Genomic DNA, 19,167 nt, shown 5'->3' with positions numbered 1-19,167 from the left:
GGGAGACAGCAACGGCTAACCCGCTGTCTGCGCATAATCGTCCGGGTCTCGGAGTTCTAGAGCGCCTCGGGCGCCCGGTCCTCCAATGCGATGAACACCCGGCCGGTCAGTAGGGTCGGGTCCCAATGCTGCAGGGCCCATTCGACGATCACTCCGACGGGTTCGCGCGCCAGTTCGGCCGGAGGCGTTTGATTTAGCCAGCACAGCAAGCGGTGCAAGGTCGGCCCCGGGCTACGGAGGTCGACGGCCGTCGCGCGGGTGCTCTTGCTCAGTTTTCGGCCTTGGTGGTCGACGAGTACCGGGACGTGACAATAGGCCGGGCTGAACAGCCCCAGCAAGCGCTGCAGGTAGATCTGTCGCGGGGTAGACGACAGCAGGTCGATGCCGCGCATGACGTCGGTGATGCCGGCCTCATGGTCGTCCAGGACTGTTGCCAGATGGTAGGCGACGACGCCATCCCGGCGCCTGACCACGAAATCCCCGACGTCGGCAGCCAGATTCTGTTCGAAGGGCCCCTGCAGACGGTCGACGAACGAGACCGTCGTATCGGCTGCCCTGATTCTCAGCGCAAACGCGCCCTCCGTCCCGTCCAGAGTCTTGCTTCGGCAATGCCCCGCGTAGACGGCCGAGTCAGCATCCGCCGTCAGGGATTTGCGGGAACAGGTGCAGGGGAAAAGCAGCGACATCGCCTGCAACTGCGTGAGGGCCTCGGCATAGCGCCCGGTGTTCCGGCTCTGGAACGCCACCTCCCCATCCCACAGCAGACCGAAGCTTTCCAGGGTTCGCAGTATCGCGTCGGCCGCCGACGCCCGGGATCGTTGCGGATCGATGTCATCGATGCGCAGCATCCATTGCCCGCCCTGGCTCTTCGCCTGCAGGAAGCTGGCCAGCGCGGTATAGAGGGAGCCTAGATGAAGAGGTCCGGAAGGCGAGGGCGCAAAACGTCCCAGATAACGGGTAGTCAGAGGGCTAGTGACGGTTTGCAGCGGGATGGTGCAGGGCAGCCGGACGGCTGCCGTTGATCAACCAAGTTGGCGTTCGCGCAGTTCGTCGAGCGTCTTGCAGTCGATACACTGGGTCGCGGTAGGACGCGCTTCGAGGCGCCGCAGGCCGATTTCGACGCCGCACGTTTCGCAGTAGCCATACTCCCCGCGTTCGAGGTTCTCCAGCGATTCCTCGATCTTCTTGATCAGCTTGCGCTCGCGATCCCGCGTCCGCAGTTCGAGGCTGAATTCGGATTCCTGCGTTGCCCGGTCGTTCGGATCCGGGAAGTTGGCCGCCTCGTCCTGCATGTGATGGACGGTACGGTCGACTTCACGCATCAACTCGTCTTTCCATTGGTGCAGGATCTTGCGGAAATGCTCGACCTGCCCTTCGCTCATATATTCTTCGCCTTCCGACGGCTGGTACGGAACACAGCTGAAAGGAGCCACCTGAGGGGCTGTTGCGTTACCGTTCGACATGCTCGACTCCTGAAGCGCCTCGAAAAATTGCGTATAGATAGCAGTTTCGTCGACCGCACGCAAGCAAAGACCGTAGATCGGGTAAAGGGCAACGGCCGGGGCCACCCTACGATGGGCGGCGCGCCGGCCGAAGACTTGAGCCGGGTCACCACCCGGCTCGGGGACCTACGCCTAGTGCGAAGGAATGCAAGAGGGAGGGACAGTCAGGGCGTGACGACCGTCGCTTTCTGAATCACGATGGCTGTCTTGGGTACATCGGTTGGCATCGGTCCGCCCGGCCCGGTCGGTACCTTGGCCATCTGATCCACCACGTCCATCCCGTCGGTCACCTCTCCGAATACGGCATAGCCCCATCCCGACGGGGTCGAACTCTTGTAGTCCAGGAAGCCATTGTCGACATAGTTGATGAAGAACTGGGCGGTGGCCGAATGGGGATCCGAGGTACGCGCCATCGCGATCGTGCCGCGCTTGTTCTTCAGACCGTTGTCGGCCTCGTTCTTGATCGGTGCATTAGTCGGCTTTTGCTTGAAGTCGGCCGTAAAGCCTCCGCCCTGCGCCATGAACCCCGGGATGACGCGATGAAAGATCGTGCCGTCGTAATGCCCGCTCTTCACGTAGGCGATGAAATTCTCGGTGGAAGCCGGTGCTTTGGCACTGTCCAGTTGCACCGTGATGGTGCCCAGGCTCGTTTCGAGTTTGACTTGGGTCGGTTCGGTCATCTTGGGGGTTTCCTTGGCGGCCAGCGGAGTTGAAATCAGGAGCCCCAGCAGGGGCAGTAAAGGCAAGTGTGAGTGTTTCAAGTATGACATAGGGCAAAAGTGCGTGAATGAGGACAATGGGTCAGGCCAGCGGACCGAGTTCGAACTCGTAGAGCGGATCGAGGGGGGTGTCGGCATCCATGTGGGCGATCTCGCGAATGATGCCATCGTCGAGGCCGTAAACCCAGCCATGCAGCTCCGGCGCCTTGCGGGTCGTCCAGGCGCGCTGGATGGTCGAGGTCTGCGCCAGGTTATGGATCTGCTCGATCACGTTGAGCTCGACGAGACGCCGCTGCCGTTCGTGCTCCGTCGCCAGCGCGTCCAGCTCGGCCCGGTGCAAGCGGTACACGTCCTTGATTTGCTTTAGCCACTTGTTCAGCAGGAATTGTCCGGGACGGGTCTTTCTCAAGGCGGCGCGCACGCCGCCGCATTCATAATGGCCGCACACGATGACATGGCGGATACGCAGTTCGTCGACCGCATATTCCAGCGCGCTCAACAGATTGATGTCGGTCGTCATCACGCTGTTGGCGATATTCCGGTGGACGAAGATGCTGCCTGGTTCGCTGTTCGTGATCTCATCGGCATGTACCCGGCTGTCCGAACACCCGATCCAGAAGATTTCACATTCCCGTTCGATCCCCAGCTTGTTCAGGAATTCCGGATCGGCTGACAGGTGTTCTTCCGCCCATGCCTTGTTTTCCAGCAGTAATCGTTCGATAGCTTTCATCGGCTAGCTCCAAAGGACCGCCGTGCGTCGTTCGCGCGCTCAGTGCCGCTCTCGGAGGGGCTGCTCAGGGTCCGCGGTGATTCACGACGCCAGGAGTGTTTCGGTGTACTGGTAGATCGGTTCGATCGGGGTGTCGGGCGGCAGCATGATCAGCTGCTTGAGCATGCCATTGTCCAGGCCGTAGACCCAACCATGCAGAACGGGTCGATTGTGCTGGCGCCAGGCCTGCTGAATGATCGAGGTGTGCGTCAGCTTGACGACTTGTTCGATGACGTTCAGTTCAACGAGGCGATTGGCTTTCTCCTTGTCAGTCGCGTAGTTCTCGATATCGTCCCGATGCAATCGGTAGACATCTTTGATGTGCATGAGCCATTTGTTCACGACCACGAGTTCGGGGCTCTGCTTGCTGAGCGCCGCTTTGACGCCCCCGCAGTCGTAGTGGCCACAGACGATCACATCGCTGACCTTCAACACGTCGACGGCGTACTGCAACACGCTCAGGCTGTTGAAGTCCGTCATGATGATCTGGTTCGCGATGTTACGGTGCACGAAAATCTCGCCCGGCTGCGCATTCACGATGATCTCGGCCGGAACCCGGCTATCCGCGCACCCGATCCACAGCGTATCCGGCCGCTGGTCCTTCGACAGCCGGAGGAAGAACTCGGGTTCCTGCGTGCTCTTTTCTTCCACCCAGGCCTTGTTCTCTAGCAATAGTCGTTCGAAAGCCTTCACGTGATTTCTCCGTAGTTTACGAGACGGTCGAAGTTTGGCATTGCCGGATGTTGCGACGTGACGGCATCGCAACAGGCAACAGCGGCCGTCCAAAGTCCTTTATATAGAATCGTATCGAAACCATCAATCGTCCAGCACGGCCGACGCAAACTGACTAGGCTGCTCCAGCAGCCCGCCGCCAACCTGTTTGACCCACGTCGCCGCCGCGGCATCCAGCGTAGCGATCAGCGGGCGCGGGTACACGCCCAGCCAGATTATCAGCACGGCGAGGCCGGCAAACAGCAACAGTTCACGAGGACGTAGATCCTGGGCCTGCCTGACCCCGGGTCGAATGCCCGGACCGAGAAAGGCCACCCGGAAAAAGCCAAACGAATAGGTTGCGCTGAGCACGGTGCCGATCAGCAGGGCCAGACTGAGGCCGCCATGGTGTTCGAAGATCCCCAGCAGCATCAGCCATTCGGCGATGAAGCCGTTGGTGCCTGGGATGCCGATCCCGGCTACCAGGAACAGGAACGCAAAGCCGGTCAGCAGCGGCAGCGGGCCGGCCAGCCCGCCGAGATGGACCCGGTCGGTCGAGCCCAGACGCTGCTGCAGGCACCCGGCGATCAGAAAGAGTCCGCCGGACACCAGGCTGAAATTGACGAGTTGAAACACCGCGCCCTGGAGCCCATTCAGGTTCATGATCGAGATCGCGACGACAACCAGCCCTACATGGCTGATGCTCGCGTAGGCCAGCAGTGTACGCAGGTTGTGTTGCCGCAAGGCTAAAAGCGCGCCATAAAACACGCCGACGATGCCGAGTCCGGTCAACCAGGGGGCGAAATGGAGCGCGGCTTCCGGTGCCAAGGGGATGCCCAGGCGGAGCAATCCATAAGCGCCGACCTTGATACCGGTGATCAGTGCGGTCAACCCGGCGGGCCCCTCCATCGCGATGCCGGGCAGCCAACTGTGGAACGGCACGAGCGGGATCTTGATCCCGAAGCCGAGCAAGAACAGCACGAACACGAGAGTCTGGGTGACCGTGTCCGCGGGTGTCGACAACAGCGACAGGTAGTTGAACGTCAGCCCCGCGGGGATGGGCAAATCGTCGCTGGTCGCATGCTGCAGCGCCAGGATGATGCAGGCGAAGAGGATTGGAATGCCGCCGATCAGCATGTACAGCGCGTATTGCGTGGCGACGAAGCGCCGCCGGGGGCCCGAGCCCCACAGACTCACCAGGAAGTAGATCGGTACCAGGCTCAGCTCCCAGAACAGGAAGAACAGCGCGGTGTCGAGCGCGGAGAAGATTCCGATCGTCATGCCTTCGAGCATCAGGATCAGCGCAAAATACAGCCGGGCCATCGAGGACACGCCGCTCCACGAGCCGACGATGACGGCGACAGTCAACAGGGCGGTGCAGGCCGGAAACAGCACCGACAAGCCGTCGAGTCCCACCAGGTAGTCGATCTGCAGGCTGGGGATCCACGCGTGCTGTTCAACGAACTGGAACTTGTCCGAGTGGCCGTCGAAGGAAAACAGCACCAAGCCCGCGAGCAGCAGCTCGCACAGTGCCGCGACGAGTGCCCAGACTCTGGCCGCATGGGGCTCTCTCACCAGGAGCAGCGCGGCGGCACTCACGCAAGGTAACGCGATCAACAGGGAAATGAGGGGCAAGCCGGTAACCATCAATGCGGATCCGTGGCTTTGACGTACGGTGGATTCAGGGCGCCGCTCACGGTAAGGGTCCGTGTGTCGGTGCTGCGTAAGCCGCTGTCAGACCGCCCACCGATTTGCTGACGACGGCGACCCACGGTTCCGTGTGAAAGCCGACGGCGAGCAGCGCCAGGCAGACGATCGAGGCGAGCAGCCACTCCGGCCGTGTCAGCGGGATGCCGGGCCGGCAGGCCACCGGCCGCTTCCGTTCGGCCAGGAAGATACGCTGGAAAGCCCATAACAGGAACGCGGCGGTCAGCACGTTGCCCAGCGCGACCGCTGCGGCGATGCCCCAGTCGCTGGCCCCGATGGCGCCGTCGAGTAGCAGATGCGCCGCATCGAATCCGGGGGTCCCGGGCATGGCCATCGTACTCAGGGCCGCGAGCAGGAACGTGATGCCGAGCAGCGGCATCGCTTCGAACATGCCCCCCAGTCGGGGCAGCAGCGTCGATCCGGCGCGACGGTGCACCAGCCCGGTGGCGAACAGCAGCCCGCTTGCAGCCAGACCGAAGTTGGCCGACAGCAGCAGCGTTCCGGTCAGTCCCTCCCGATCGAGCGTGAACACGCCCACCAGCAGCATGCCCGTCTGGCTGATGGCCGAAAAGGCGAGCAGGCGCCGCAGACCCAACTGCATCAACGCGAGACCGGCACCGTAAAAGATCCCGGCGACCCCCAGCCCCACGACGAAGTTCTGCCAGTTGAGCACCGCATTCGGCAACAGCGGCAGCACGAAGCGCAGCAGGCCATACAGGCCGACCTTGATCCCGACGACCAACACCGGCACGGTGGCCAGCGTGCCGTGTTGTGCGACCGGCGGCAGCCATCCGTGGAACGGGAACTGTGCCAGCCGCACGGCAAAGCCGTAGAACAGCAGCACGAAGGCGTAGTTCTGCCAGGAGTCGGCGATGGGTACCTCCAGCAGATCGCGGTAATCGAGCGACCAGTGGTCCGCCATCCGGACATGGTTCCAGCCGAGCAGTAGCACTCCCGAGAGCAGCATCAGCAGCCCGCCACTCTGGAACAGACCGTACAGACGCGTCGGCGTGCGCTTGTCGTCGCCGGTGCTCCAGTGCCTCAGGATGAGCAAGGGCGGCAGCACTTCGAGGCAGGCCAGCAGCCAGAACTGCAGCAGATTCAGGGACAGCAACAAGCCCATCAGTAGGGCCTGCCAGGCCAGCACCAGCGCGATATAACGGCCTGGCGGGCGTTCGTGGACGATTTCCTCGTAGACCACGAGCAGAGATGGCAGCAGCGCGGCCAACAGTACGAACAGCAGGCTGATGCCGTCGACGCCGAGGTGGTAAGGCAGCAGTCCGAGGAGCCGCTCCTGTTCCACGAACTGCAGTGCATCGGCGGAGCGGTCGAAACGCCAGGCCAGCATGACGGCCAGCCCGATCTCGACGGCGCTGGTCAGCCGACCGGCGAGCGCGGCCTGGCGTCCACTGCGGGTCAGCAGCGCGACGATAGACCCGGCCACGGGCGTGGCGATCAGCGCGCTGAGCACGGGCAATGCGGCCTGGGTCTTCCAGCCAATTTCGGCGACGGTCATCTCGATTACTTCACGGACAACAGCGTGGCGATTACCAGCAGGATCAGATACCGCGGCCTGCAAAGGGCTTCGTCAATCGCGCGGAGACGCTGACCGAAGCGCCGGAATCCCTTCCAGAGGTCGGCCCCAACCCCCTGCAGCACCAGTTTCTCCTCGAACCAGTGCAGCGCCAACGCGAGTTGATGGGCCATCCAGCGGATCACGCCGCCGGCTTCGCGCGCGTCCGGTCCCGAGCCGCCCGTCGCGGCCAGCCGGCTTTCCTCCCAGGCCGCGGCCGACGACAGACTGCCGAGCGCGGGTACCGGCAAGCCAACGATGCGCTCGACCACCTCCCGGTCGAAACGCTCGACATCGGCAGCCATGCGTTGCACTGGGGCAACGATCCAGCGGTCGGTAGCCGCTTCGACCCAGAAGCGTTGCAGGGCCGCATGGTAAAGGCCGGGACGATGGGCCAGAAAGGCGGGCACCGGACGCATCGGACGCGCCGCGACACGGTGCATCAACGACGGTGCCGACAGGAACTGGAAACCGCGCACGACGGCATGCGCGAACAAATGCACGGTGGCGAAGGTCCACCAGCCAAGACCGCAGGCCAGGAAGATCAGCCCGATCTGGGCAACCGTCGCGAAAATCAGCGAGGACTTGACGTCGGTCTGGGTCAGGCCGGTCAAAAAGCCGTAACAGGCCGTCAGCGCGCCCACCGCCATCAGGCAGAACATGGCCGGCACCGAGTGCTCGAACAGCGGTTGCAGGCGTAGCACCAGAAAGGCGCCGGTATGGATCATTACGGAGCCGTAGAACAGCGCGCTGGACGGGGTCGGACCCTCCATCGCCCGGGTGACCCAGGGGGTGAACGGCAACTGCGCCGACTTGACTGCGGCTGCCAGCAGAAAGCACAAGGCCAGCCCGGTGGCGGCGATCGGCTGCAGCTTGCGCGCCGCGTGCAACAGCTTCGGCCATTCCAGATCGCCGATCCAGGCTACCGCCAGCAGCAGTCCGAGCAGGAAGCCGATGTCGCCGACACGGTTGGTGAGGAAGGCGCGGCTCGCATTTGCGACGGCCACCGGCCGCTCATGGGTGTAGCCGATCAGCAGGAAGGAACAGACGCCGGCGATTTCCCAGCCGGCGAAAGTCAACAGGCCGTTGCCGCCGAGGGAGAGGATGAGCATCGCGCCAATGAACAGGGTCATCACCAGAAAGTAGCGATGGAACCCTGGCTCACGGTGCATGTAGCTGCCCGAAAAACGCAACACAGCGACGCCTAGCAGCAGAATCAGCATCGCGAAGCTCAGGCTGAGCGCGTCCAGTGTGAGGCTGCAGTCGATCCGATGCCGGCCGCTGGCGATCCAGGTGCCCAGGCGCAACTGCGGAGGCATGGCGGCTCGGCTGCGCAGGCCGATGACGATCAGCAGCGCGATGGCCGAGCTCATCGCGGCGCCCAGGGCAAGGCGGCGCGTGTAGCACTCCCCGGCTTCTCCTCCCAATCGTCCGGAGACCATCCCGGCTGCGATCAGCAGCGCGGCGGAGAGCGGAAAGAGGGGAATGCTGGCAGCCAGGGCTTCAAGCATGGCGCGGGTTCTCCGCCGCTCCGGCGTCGGTGCGAATCAGGGCCGGAGGCAGCGGGTCGGTGTGACCCGAGTACCAATCGGCCGATCCCGCGCACACCGGCGTCTGAGCCTGGGGTCGCCGCCACTGCACGAAGCCGGAGCCGTCCTCGAACAGCCATAGCGAGCCTTCGAGCGGATGCCGGCAGGCGAGGACGATCCAGCCGTTGACGATCAACTCCCGCAGCGGCGCCTGGCGTTCACAGATCGCCGTCAGGACCTCGGGCCTTTGCTCGACGACCAGCAGCAGCCGCATGGGTTCATGGATCTCGGTCATCTGGCGCGGCAGTCCGGTGCGCAGGTCGCTGAATGCCCCGTCCATGACGCCGAAAAAGCCGGTTACGTTGTGCGGCACCTTGCTGCCGCAGCCGAGCCGATCGGCCGCGACGGTCGAGAAATAGTATTCGAGGTTGATGCCCGCTCCGACGGGTCCGACCGCCAGCAGGATTCCCTCGAGTAGCGATCCGTCGTCGTCCGTCGTCGGATCGTAGGAGATCAGAAAGACTCTCCGGTCGAGAAAAACGCCCTGGCTCATCGCGCGTCGTCCGACGAAGGCCGCTGCGTTCGTCGCATGTCCCAGCTCAGGGCGTATCTGGCTGAAGTCGGCGGACCGCTTTCCGACATGAGCCAGGGCGTGACCGGGGTCAGGCGCGCGCGGCGCCGAGGCGAAGCGGCGGCACCGCTCCCGGGCGGACAGACGACAAACCAGGTCCAGTTCCTTCCGAAAGGCGTGTTGCACGGGGCGGAGCACGGGTGGCAGATCCTCGACATCGAACCAGTGCACGGCGTCGTTGCAGGTGTCGTGCTCGGCGCCGACAAACCAGGTTCCGTCGGGAATCGTGATGCCCCGCTCCGCCAGGTTTTGGCGGATCTGCGGACGATTGGCCATGGCCGCGAAGACTCTCGCGTTAGGCCCGCCATGGCGTCCGCTGCAGGCGCCGCAGTCGTAAGCGGCCGCGTGCGGGTTGTTCTCGCTGTTCGACCCATGGCCCAGCAGGACCACGAGGGGTGCAAAGTGGTCGATCAGGCCGATGTTGCGCAGGAAGGCTTCGATACGGTTGGTCTGTTCCGCGTCGGTGAATCCGAGCCGTGGCGACTCTCCCTGGACGGCGGTGGCGGTTACCGTTGTGCGCACCGGGCCAATCAGGGTCGAGGCAGCGGCCCTCGCCCAGCGCTGGAAGGTACCGGGAGCGCCGATTTTCGCCGCGAGGCCCAACAGATAGCCCGGCGCCAGCGCATCGATCAACAGCGAGGAGGACACGAGGTTCCGGCGGAGTTCGTGCTGCAGCAGGTCGTCGCGCAAGGTGCGGAGACGATGCCAGCGGCGGTGGGCCCGGTGACGCTTGGCCTCGTCGGCTCGGGGCAGTTCATGCACTTCGTTGGTAGGGGTCACGACGACCGGGCACAGCGGGGTCTTCCGCGTGTCGTCCAGGCCCTGCCAGTACATGGGCACACCGAAAAAGCCGGCGGCGCCGAAGGTTTCCACGCGCGGATTCCGCTCCTCCAGATGTCGGCGGAGACTTTCCTCCCGGTCGTCCATGCAGCACACGATCTGCACGTCCGGGGCGTGCTCGCGGCGCTGCCAACGACCCTGGCCATGATTGTCCGACAAAGCCAGGAAGATCCGTTGCCGGTAGTTCCGTTCGTAGGCCAGCAGCCACAGATTGGCGCGGCGCTGCGGTGTGAAATCGTCGAGCAGCCGCAGCAAACGCTCAACCTGCATTTTCGGCAACGTCCCAACCTCGGTGGCGGTCAACCCCAGGTGCTGGGCCAGACGAAACAGTCGCCACACGTTCTCATGCGGTCCCTGGGGGGCGCGCGGCGTGGCCCTGTCCTGACCCTGTCGGGCGTCGTGCAGCCGCCCGATCTCCTGCCACTGCTGACGGGTCCGGTCGGTCGGCTCGGGCGTGGCGATGAGGCGATGGACCGCATCGGCGAGATCCTCGGCCAAGGTCCCACCGTACAGCGCGCGCCGCAGCGAGAACTCGTCGGCATGCGACAGGAAAAACCGCCGCAGCGCCGGAAGGGTCGCCTCGATTGCCCAGGTCTCCTGGCACAGTCGGTCGCTCCAGACCCGGTCCAGCATGAGCCGCACGGCCAGAAAATCGGCCAGATCTGCGGGCGCCGCCGTGTTCGCGGCGTAATTGGCGTGCCGGCTACGCCAGTTGATCAGACCTGCCCAGCCTGGCAACTCCAGTGCGACGCGGGCGAGGTAGCCGCCCCAGCGGTCGTCGGACAGTCCAAGGCGCGTCAGTTCCGACGCGATCGCGCCCAGCGCATCGGCGGGAAGTTCATTCGGGCGCAACGCAGATGGTCGGATCAGCAGGCCTCGCTCGACCGATTCCCGCCAGACCGCGTAGAGGCCATCACGGCGGTTAGGTGGCTGCCAGGCCGCAACGCCTTCGTCCAGAAAGGCGGCGCACAGGCGGATCAGGTCAGGGCGTAGCGCCTCAATGGCGCTTTGCCCGGTCAACTCGCCGATCAGCGCCGGCAGGCTGAGGGTTTTGCCAACGTGGTCCAGCACCGCCTCCATCCGGCTGCGCTGCTCTGCCCCGCGGTCGGTATTGACGGATTCCTTGGGCGACCACCCGGGAACCTCGTCGATGATCGGATCGAGCGCCGCCTCCGGATCCAGGCCGGCCGCCGCCAATCCAAGCTTGTCGGCACAGGCTGCCCAGAGGGCACGGACGAAGGTGCGCGGAGCGGGCACGGGTCCGGCTGACGGAGCGGTTTCGGTCTTGATGGCTTGCAGCAGCCGGTGACGCGCCCCCGGCGGGATGTCATCCATGATGCGATCGAAGATACCGCTTTCCCGGCTCATCCACCGCAGAGCCTCTCGGGTCGTCGGCTCGATGCCATAAACCATCGCGAGACGGTACAGCTCACGGCGACGCACCTTCGTCGCCCCAATTTCCAGGACGACGGTATCGGGTTCCAGGTCTGTCGACTGGCTCAGTACCGCATCGAGATCCTCCTGCTCGATACGCTGCGCTGCGTACCAGGACCGAAAGGTCGTTTCGGACGGATAGGCCCGGACGCCGGTGATGCGCTCGAGCTCGGTCAGGGCCTGTGCAAACGGCAGGTGCTGATAGCCATGCAGCGTGTTGTGATGGACGAAGTCCAGCAAGGGCGCTTGAGCGGGCAGAATGTGGTCGAGGTGGTCGACCAGTTCGGCGACACGCTGCCGAGTCGCAGTGTGCGAGTCCGGTGGCGGGCTCGGTGAGGGCGCGGCTGCGTTCATGGGCCTCGCACGTTCAGAAGATTGCGCTCAGCCGGGCGACCGATGCGGTAATCAGGTCCAGTGGCAGCGCGGGCGCGATGCCGAAACCCAGGATGCCTGCGACCAGCGCGCCGGCCGCCAGCAGTTCGGCCGGCCGCAAATCCTCCACCGCCGCCATCGCCGGGCGCACCGGGCCAGTGAAGAGATTGCCGATCGTGCGGAAGGCATAGGCTGCGCTGACGATGATGCCGATGGACAGCAGGAGGGTCCACCAGCCGGACCGCTGGATGCCGCCGATCAGCGCGTGCAGCTCTGCGACGAAGCTCAGGCTGCCCGGCAGACCCACGGCGGCTAGCAGGGTCAGCGTCGTCAAGGCCGCGAAACGCGGCGTTACCTTGATCAGCGAACTGTAGTCACCGATCTCGCGGGTGTGCGTCCGCTCGTACAGCAGACCGATCAGCAGGAACAGCGCGCCGCCGACCAGTCCATGGGCGCTCATCTGCAGCGTGGCGCCGAGCAGGCCCGTCATGTTCAGGCTGGCAATACCGAACAGCACCAGCCCCATATGGCTGATCGACGAGTAAGCGATCATCGCTTTGAGGTCCGTTTGCCGCCAGGCGATGAGGCCGCCGTAGATGACGGTGATCAGCGCGATCGCGAGCAGCCAGGGCTGAAACTCCACGACGGCCGCCGGGAGCATTTCGCAACTTCGCAGCAGCCCGTAGGCGCCCATCTTCAGCAAGGCGCCGGACAGCAGGATGCTGACCGGACTCGGCGCTTCGACATGCGCCAGCGGCAGCCAGCCATGGATGGGAAACAGCGGCATCTTCACGCCGAAGCCCAGCAACAGTCCGCCGAAGACCAGCAACTGGGTCCCCGGTGGCAGTGCGCGGGCGGCCGTGATCATCGAATCCATTGCCGTCGAGTTGTCCGGCGAGCTCTTGTAGACGGCCAGCAGCGCCAGCAGCATGAACACCGAGCCTCCCATCGTATACAGCACGAAGTTCAGGCTGGCCTTATGCCGGTAGGGTCCACCCCAGAGATCGATCAGGAAGAACAGCGGAATCAGCGTCAGTTCCCAGAACACGTAGAACAGGGCCCAATCCTGCGCCATGAAGACGCCGAGCATCCCGAATTCGAGGGCGAGCAGCCAGATGCAGTAGCCCTTGACGTTTCGGTGGATCGTCGACGAGGCAATTGTCGCGACCAGCGACAGCAGGCTGGACAGTAGCACCATTGGCAGCGAGATGCCGTCGACGCCGAGCGCGTAGAAACTGCCCATCGCGGGGTTCCAGGCGCGGCGCTCGAAGAACTGGAGATCGGCCGACGCGCTGTCGAACGAGAACGGGAGGCTGGCGGCCAGAAACAGTGTCGCGGTGGCCGCACCGAGTGCGATGGCCCGAACGATGCGGGTCCGCTGTGCTGGCACGCAGGCGATTAAGAGCGCACCGACGACCGGGGCCCACAGAATGACGCTCAGTATCTTCACGAGGTCGGGAGCGGTGCTGTTTCTGCTGTGAAGGTTGGCGTCCGAGCGGACTTCCTGGTTTCCCGCTGACGGCCGGCGCACAGCGATGCCGCGAAACAGGGCGAAGAATAGCACGCCAGCCCGGCCCCGGAAACGTGCGGCACAGCGGTTCGGGCCACTGATCGCCCTGCTTTCCGTTAGCCTGGACGGGTTAGCCGGTCGCTGGCCGACTTGCAACGTGCTGCAGGGGGAGCGCGACTGCGTCGCTCGCGGCTTGCGGGGCCTCGTAAGCCCTTGCTAAAGTGGCCGTCGTTTATCCCGCCCCTTCTTCTCCTTCCCGATGACGTCGGTAAAGACACGTTTCGCGCCCAGTCCCACCGGACTCATGCATCTGGGCAACGCCCGCACCGCCGTGCTCAGTGCGCTGGCCGGTGAGCGCTTCCTGCTCCGCATCGAAGATACCGACCTGGAACGCAGCCGGCGCGAGTTCGTCGCGGCGCTGATGGAGGATCTGGATTGGCTGGGCCTGATCTGGGACGAGGGACCGTCAGGCCCCGAACCGGAAGGGGACTACTATCAGAGCTGCCGGGTCGACTTGTATCGTCAGTATTACGGAGAGCTGGAGCAGAGCGGTCGCGCTTATTATTGCTTCTGCTCGCCGCAGGAACTGGAGATTTCGCGCAAGGTGCAGCTGAGTTCCGGCCGGCCGCCGCGCTACAGTGGCAAATGCAGCCATCTGTCTACATCCGACGTGACGCGGCGTCTGCAGGAAGGCGTCCAGCCGACGCTGCGGTTCCGGGTTCCGAAGGGCGAGGTCATCGAGTTCGACGATCAGGTACGCGGCCCGCAGCGGTTCTCGTCCGATGACATCGGGGATTTCATCATCCGCAGGGCCGACGGCACGCCGGCATTCTTCTTCTGCAACGCCGTCGACGACGCGCTGATGGGCGTCAATCTGGTGCTGCGCGGCGAGGATCACCTGACCAACACCCCGCGTCAGCTGATGATCCTGCAGGCGCTGGCCCTGCCACGGCCCGATTATGCGCATATCTCGCTGATCGTGGGTGACGACGGCGCGCCGCTTTCGAAGCGCAACGGCAGTCGCAGCATCTCCCAGATGCGTCAGGAGGGTTACCTGCCGGTGGCGATACTCAACATGCTGGCGCGCCTCGGCCACCATTACGACAGTGAGGAACTGCTGGCGCTGCCCGCGCTGAAGGCGGGCTTCGACGTGCGGCGCCTGGGCAAATCGCCGGCCCGCTTCGACCCGGTCCATCTCGATCATTGGCAACAGCTCGCCGTCCGGAGTGCGGACGACGCAGCGTTGTGGTCCTGGCTGCCGCCGGACCTGCGCGTTGTCGTTCCGGTAGAACACCACGACGAGTACCTGGACATCGTCCGCAGCAACTGCGTTTTCCCGGAGCAGGCCGAGCAATGGGCTCGCGTCCTGTTCGCCGATGAACTCCATCGGGAGCCCGAGGTGGCGCAGCTGGCGGAGCAGGCCGGCGAGGGCTTCTTCCTGTCGGCGCTTGATGCCGCGCAGACCGCGCCGCGCGATTACAAGGCCTTCCTGGAGGAGCTGAAACGCCGCTCCGGCGCCAAGGGCAAGCAGTTGTTCATGCCGCTGCGGGCCGCGCTGACCGGCCGGACCGACGGCCCGGAACTGGCCCGCATCTACGAATTGCTCGATCCGGCGCGCGCCCGGCGCCGCCTGGCCGAGTTCACCTACGTGTCCGAATGACATGAGCCTGAGCATCTACAACACCCTGTCGCGCCGCAAGGAGCCGTTGGTACCGATCGAACCGGGCCTCGTGAAGCTGTATGTCTGCGGCATGACCGTCTACGACTACTGCCATCTCGGACATGCCCGGGTCATGGTGGTGTTCGACACGGTGGTCCGGCACCTGCGTCATGCCGGCTACCGGGTCGTCTACGTCCGCAACATCACCGACATCGACGACAAAATCATTCGGCGCGCGCAGGAGAACGGCGAGTCGACCGCGGCGCTGACCGAGCGCTTCATCGAGGCGATGCACGCCGACGAAGATGCGCTGAAAGTACTGCGGCCGGATATCGAGCCGCGGGCGACGCAATCCATCGCCGAGATGATCGCGATGATCGAAACCCTGATCGCGCGCGGTTACGCCTATGTCGGCGGCAATGGCGATGTCTACTACGCGGTGCAGAACTTCGTCGGCTATGGCCGGCTGTCGGGCAAGAATCTCGACGAGTTGCGGGCCGGCGAGCGCGTCGCGGTCGAAGAGGCAAAACGGGACCCGCTGGACTTCGTGCTGTGGAAGATGGCCAAGCCGGGCGAGCCGTCCTGGGAATCGCCTTGGGGCGCGGGTCGACCGGGCTGGCACATCGAATGCTCGACGATGTCGACCGGTTGTCTGGGCGCGCACTTCGACATCCATGGCGGCGGTATGGACCTGCAGTTCCCGCACCATGAGAACGAGATTGCGCAGTCGGAAGGCGCGACCGGCCAGACCTTCGTGAACGTCTGGATGCACAACGGCTTCGTGCGCGTGAACGAGGAGAAGATGTCCAAATCCCTGGGCAACTTCTTCACGGTGCGCGAGGTGCTGCGGCAGTACCGGCCCGAGACCGTGCGCTTTTTCATCCTGAACAGCCATTACCGCAGTCCGCTGAATTACTCGGACGAGAGCCTGGACGAGGCGGATGCGGCGCTGACGCGTCTGTACACCGCCTTGCGCGGCATCCCGACACATGAGGCGGCAGCGCTGGATGACGCGGGCCGGCGCGAGCGTTTCGATGCGGCCATGAACGACGACTTCAACACGGCCGAGGCCATCGCCGTGCTCTTCGACCTGGCGCGCGACGTCAACCGCAGCCGCGAGTCGGCGCCGGCACAGGCGTCACGGCTCGCCGGGCTGCTGCGGGAACTGGGCGGCGTGCTGGGCCTGCTTCAGGACGAGGCCGACGCGTGGCTTAAGTCCAGGCCCGAGTCGGCGGAAGCTACAGTCGCTGCGGCCGGTGACGCCGGCGCAGAGGGTCAATCTTGCGGCTTGTCGGCGGACGCCATCGAAACCTTGATTCAGGACCGGCTCGCGGCGCGCAAAGCCAAGGACTGGGCGCTGGCCGATCGCATACGCGACGAACTGAAAGAGCAGGGTGTCGTGCTGGAGGACGCGGCTGGCGGAACTACCTGGCGGCGGGCCTAACAGCCGTCAGGGCTGCGACGCGCGTCGCTTCCCACCTGAGAACGGCAGTATCCGCGCCAGCGCCTGGATGAGCGGTGCGGCGTCACAGCACGAGAGTGGGTCTTCCTGCGCCGCTTACGCCATGTCCTTGGCGATCAGATAGATCTCTTCCGCATCGAGCACGATGTCGTTGCTTTCGAACAGCATACCGATGCAGGCGCGATGCACGGCCAGTTTCAGCATCCCGAAACCGATCGCACCCCAGACCAGCCGGCCGCCGTAGTCCTTGCCGCGGTCCATGATGTTCGTGCCGCCGATCCCGACGGGCGGGGTCGCATTGGCATCGACCATCAGTTGGATGTTCGGGTTGTCCTGCCAGTGGTGCGGTTCCAGCAGCGGCGCCCCGGCGGCGCCGGCCGCGAGCACGATCTGAGCGTCGGCGATCGCGGCGCCACGCGCGTCGTTCGTCGCCGCTTCGGCTGGAGTCAGGCTCACGCCGAAGCGCGCCCTCATGTCCTCGCAGGCCTGTTCGGCGCGCAGCCGTGTGCGGGAGGTCAATGTGACCTCCGCGCCCTCCTTGGCCAGCATGACGGCCGCCCGTTGCCCGACCGGGCCGGTGCCGGCCAGCACCACGGCCCGTTTACCGGTCAGCGGGCCAGTACCCGCCAAACGTGCCACGGCGGCCGCCGCGGTCGTGTTGCTGCCGTTGCTGTCCATCATGACCGACACGCGGAAATCGCCGAAGAATTTCTGCCGGACGGCCTCCAGCAGGATCTGCCCGTCCGTGAGACTGCTGCCGCCGATGAAGATCGCCGTGTTCTTCTTGTCTTTTGGGGGGCGCGTGAAAATGGCCCCTTCGACCAGCGCACTGATGTCGTCCGGCGTTACGCCGCCGTGTCCGATGACGTGATCGGCTCCGCCATCGTAAGCCACGACGGTGTCAAAGACCGACGGAAAGCGGTCCGTATCGAATTGGAACAACAGCTTCTTCATGCTTTTTCCTGCGCGGTCGCCGGGTGATGCGGTGACGGTGCTTGGGGTCTCCGACGTTGATGACGATCTGCAATGATAACGTGGCAGGTGCCGATGCGTGGGATAAGCAAATCTGATGAGTGGCGGCGGGTGAATTTATATAATCCGCGGGTGACTCAAGAGACATCGAACGACCGGAGCGACTGCATGATCGACAAGCCAGTGGAACTGTTCCTTGACGAACTCGCCAGCAAGGCGCCCACGCCGGGCGGCGGCAGCGCGGCGGCGATCATGGGCGCCATGGGCGCCGCGCTGGTTTCCATGGTCTGCAACCTGACGGTGGGGAAGAAGGGCTATGAGTCCGTCGAAGACGAGATGCAGCGACTTCTGACTGACGCGGAGTCCGTTCGTGCGCGGATGGCGGATCTCGTGCGGGCCGACATGGCGGTCTTCGACCAGGTCATGGCCGCGTATCGTATGCCCAAGGATACCGACGAGGACAAGCAACGTCGCGCGGCGGGCATCCAGGCGGCACTGCGGGCCGCGACGGAGGTGCCGCTCGACTGTGCCCGCCTGTGCGCACAGGTGATTCGTCTGAGCCGCGTTGCGGCCGATCACGGCAATCGCAACGTCATCAGCGATGCGGGGGCCGCCGTGATGGCCGCGCACGCCGCCCTGAAATGCGCGGCGCTGAATGTCTACATCAACGTCGGCAGCCTGAAGGACGAGGCCTTCGCCCGCAGCAGCGTCGAGCAGCTGGAGACCCTGCTGGCCGAGTGCGAGCCCGCCAGCGAGCAGATTTTCCGGGACGTCAAGGAACGCCTCTAGCGACCTTGCCGGCATCCTGATTTGACGGGATAAGCATCCCCGTTTATCATCCGCGATCTTCACGTGCGTGTTGAACGCCGCTGAGGATGCTGATCCGGGGTATAGCGCAGTCTGGTAGCGCGTCTGCTTTGGGAGCAGAATGTCGGGGGTTCGAATCCCTCTACCCCGACCACTACGCGCTTGTAGCTCAGCCGGATAGAGCATCGGCCTTCTAAGCCGAGGGTCGCAGGTTCGAGTCCTGCCAGGCGCGCCAGCCGTTCAGTTCTTGCTATGGTGGCCGTAGCTCAGTTGGTAGAGCCCCGGATTGTGATTCCGGTTGTCGTGGGTTCGAGCCCCATCGGTCACCCCACCTTTTCAATGAGTTAGCGCCCGATCTTCGTCGTTGACTGTCGAGTGAATCAGATCCTGCCAAGTCGCACGCACTGAGCGTGCTGCCGACTACCTTTTTCTCGCGATCACGCCTTGGCGCCGCTTACCGCGACTCAAAAGAGGGCCACATTATGGTCGGCGGAGATCGGGGCTGGTGCGCTCCACTCTCCCGCCACAATCAACTCACGGTTCCCACGGTGCTTTGGTTGCCATTAGCTTACGCAGCTTCGGGTTTCTTCGGGTGGTGAGTCAAGCAGCGCCTGAAACTTCCTGAATGCCTCCGGATCGAGCGTAAACCGGCGCTGATCCGAAAGCACGTCTTCCGCCTCGCGACATGCCGTTTCTAAGATGAAATCTGAGCGTGTCGTGCCGAGCAGTTCGGCAGCTTGGTCGATCAGGTCGCGCTGACGGCGCTTGGCGCGGAGGTTGATGTTGATGTCCCGGGTTGAGCCGGCGTTCCCGCTCGTTTCGGTTGATGACATCGCGGGAATCTCCCTAAGGAGCCTCTGAACAAATGCGGCTGGTAAGCTATCGCCAACAGAGCACGTGAACGCGGTGACCGGATGAAACAGACGACCTTCGCCTCGCTGGCCTATGACCAGAAGAAGAAGCAGACCC

The 19,167-nt window shown here is 64.3% G+C and carries 15 protein-coding genes and 3 tRNA genes; 6 read left to right on the top strand and 12 right to left on the bottom strand.

All coding sequences use genetic code 11. The annotated features are described in order from the left end of the window. Positions 1 to 56 precede the first annotated feature (56 nt). From gluQRS to BWR02_RS16005, 10 genes are all read right to left on the bottom strand, one after another. Positions 57 to 950 carry a tRNA glutamyl-Q(34) synthetase GluQRS gene (gene gluQRS, locus BWR02_RS16050; RefSeq protein ID WP_236102331.1) on the bottom strand — a complete coding sequence of 298 codons (894 nt, stop codon included), beginning with the start codon at positions 948 to 950 and terminating at the stop codon, positions 57 to 59. 72 nt (positions 951 to 1,022) lie between these two features. Continuing rightward, positions 1,023 to 1,382, bottom strand: a complete 360-nt coding sequence (dksA, locus tag BWR02_RS16045; protein WP_521615336.1) for an RNA polymerase-binding protein DksA — start codon at positions 1,380 to 1,382, stop codon at positions 1,023 to 1,025. Between the two features lie 284 nt (positions 1,383 to 1,666). Beyond that, positions 1,667 to 2,182 carry a peptidylprolyl isomerase gene (locus tag BWR02_RS16040; RefSeq protein ID WP_129884656.1) on the bottom strand — a complete coding sequence of 172 codons (516 nt, stop codon included), beginning with the start codon at positions 2,180 to 2,182 and terminating at the stop codon, positions 1,667 to 1,669. A 121-nt stretch (positions 2,183 to 2,303) separates the two neighbouring features. Beyond that, a complete protein-coding gene (locus BWR02_RS16035; protein WP_139558936.1) occupies positions 2,304 to 2,951 on the bottom strand; it encodes a carbonic anhydrase in 648 nt (215 codons plus the stop codon). Between the two features lie 81 nt (positions 2,952 to 3,032). Beyond that, positions 3,033 to 3,683 carry a carbonic anhydrase gene (locus BWR02_RS16030; RefSeq protein WP_129884654.1) on the bottom strand — a complete coding sequence of 217 codons (651 nt, stop codon included), beginning with the start codon at positions 3,681 to 3,683 and terminating at the stop codon, positions 3,033 to 3,035. Positions 3,684 to 3,806: 123 nt separating this feature from the next. Then, positions 3,807 to 5,348, bottom strand: coding sequence for a complex I subunit 4 family protein (locus BWR02_RS16025; protein WP_236102325.1), 1,542 nt, complete (start codon positions 5,346 to 5,348; stop codon positions 3,807 to 3,809). A gap of 46 nt (positions 5,349 to 5,394) precedes the next feature. Next, a complete protein-coding gene (locus BWR02_RS16020) occupies positions 5,395 to 6,924 on the bottom strand; it encodes a complex I subunit 4 family protein (protein WP_139558934.1) in 1,530 nt (509 codons plus the stop codon). Between the two features lie 5 nt (positions 6,925 to 6,929). Further along, positions 6,930 to 8,492, bottom strand: coding sequence for an NADH-quinone oxidoreductase subunit 5 family protein (locus BWR02_RS16015; protein WP_139558933.1), 1,563 nt, complete (start codon positions 8,490 to 8,492; stop codon positions 6,930 to 6,932). Further along, complete coding sequence (locus tag BWR02_RS16010) at positions 8,485 to 11,769, bottom strand: DUF2309 domain-containing protein (RefSeq protein WP_139558932.1); 3,285 nt, start codon at positions 11,767 to 11,769, stop codon at positions 8,485 to 8,487. The genes BWR02_RS16015 and BWR02_RS16010 overlap by 8 nt, the downstream gene beginning before the upstream one ends. Before the next feature lie 13 nt (positions 11,770 to 11,782). Continuing rightward, a complete protein-coding gene (locus tag BWR02_RS16005) occupies positions 11,783 to 13,237 on the bottom strand; it encodes a complex I subunit 4 family protein (protein ID WP_139558931.1) in 1,455 nt (484 codons plus the stop codon). Between the two features lie 319 nt (positions 13,238 to 13,556). Here BWR02_RS16005 and gltX point away from each other — a divergent pair, with 319 nt between their 5' ends. Beyond that, positions 13,557 to 14,957 carry a glutamate--tRNA ligase gene (gltX, locus tag BWR02_RS16000; protein ID WP_139558930.1) on the top strand — a complete coding sequence of 467 codons (1,401 nt, stop codon included), beginning with the start codon at positions 13,557 to 13,559 and terminating at the stop codon, positions 14,955 to 14,957. A gap of 1 nt (position 14,958) precedes the next feature. Continuing rightward, a complete protein-coding gene (gene cysS / locus BWR02_RS15995; RefSeq protein WP_139558929.1) occupies positions 14,959 to 16,401 on the top strand; it encodes a cysteine--tRNA ligase in 1,443 nt (480 codons plus the stop codon). A 114-nt stretch (positions 16,402 to 16,515) separates the two neighbouring features. Here cysS and BWR02_RS15990 read toward each other — a convergent pair whose 3' ends face one another. Then, positions 16,516 to 17,373 carry an NADP-dependent methylenetetrahydromethanopterin/methylenetetrahydrofolate dehydrogenase gene (locus BWR02_RS15990; protein WP_139558928.1) on the bottom strand — a complete coding sequence of 286 codons (858 nt, stop codon included), beginning with the start codon at positions 17,371 to 17,373 and terminating at the stop codon, positions 16,516 to 16,518. Positions 17,374 to 17,559: 186 nt separating this feature from the next. Between BWR02_RS15990 and fchA the strand changes: the two genes are divergently transcribed. From fchA to BWR02_RS15970, 4 genes are all read left to right on the top strand, one after another. Continuing rightward, complete coding sequence (gene fchA, locus BWR02_RS15985; protein WP_139558927.1) at positions 17,560 to 18,180, top strand: methenyltetrahydrofolate cyclohydrolase; 621 nt, start codon at positions 17,560 to 17,562, stop codon at positions 18,178 to 18,180. Between the two features lie 95 nt (positions 18,181 to 18,275). After that, positions 18,276 to 18,352 (top strand) — tRNA-Pro (locus BWR02_RS15980). A gap of 4 nt (positions 18,353 to 18,356) precedes the next feature. Beyond that, a tRNA-Arg gene (locus BWR02_RS15975) sits at positions 18,357 to 18,433 on the top strand. A gap of 20 nt (positions 18,434 to 18,453) precedes the next feature. Then, positions 18,454 to 18,529: transfer RNA gene (locus BWR02_RS15970), tRNA-His, on the top strand. Between the two features lie 232 nt (positions 18,530 to 18,761). Here BWR02_RS15970 and BWR02_RS15965 read toward each other — a convergent pair. Then, positions 18,762 to 19,167 (bottom strand): type II toxin-antitoxin system TacA family antitoxin (locus BWR02_RS15965; protein ID WP_236102323.1); only part of this gene is annotated, 406 nt, incomplete at its 5' end.

The sequence above is a fragment of the Methylotetracoccus oryzae genome, assembly GCF_006175985.1.
Classification (GTDB): Bacteria; Pseudomonadota; Gammaproteobacteria; order Methylococcales; family Methylococcaceae; genus Methylotetracoccus; species Methylotetracoccus oryzae.
The sequence above is the reverse complement of the archived record's forward strand: the minus strand, read 5'-3'. Positions and strand labels throughout refer to the sequence as shown.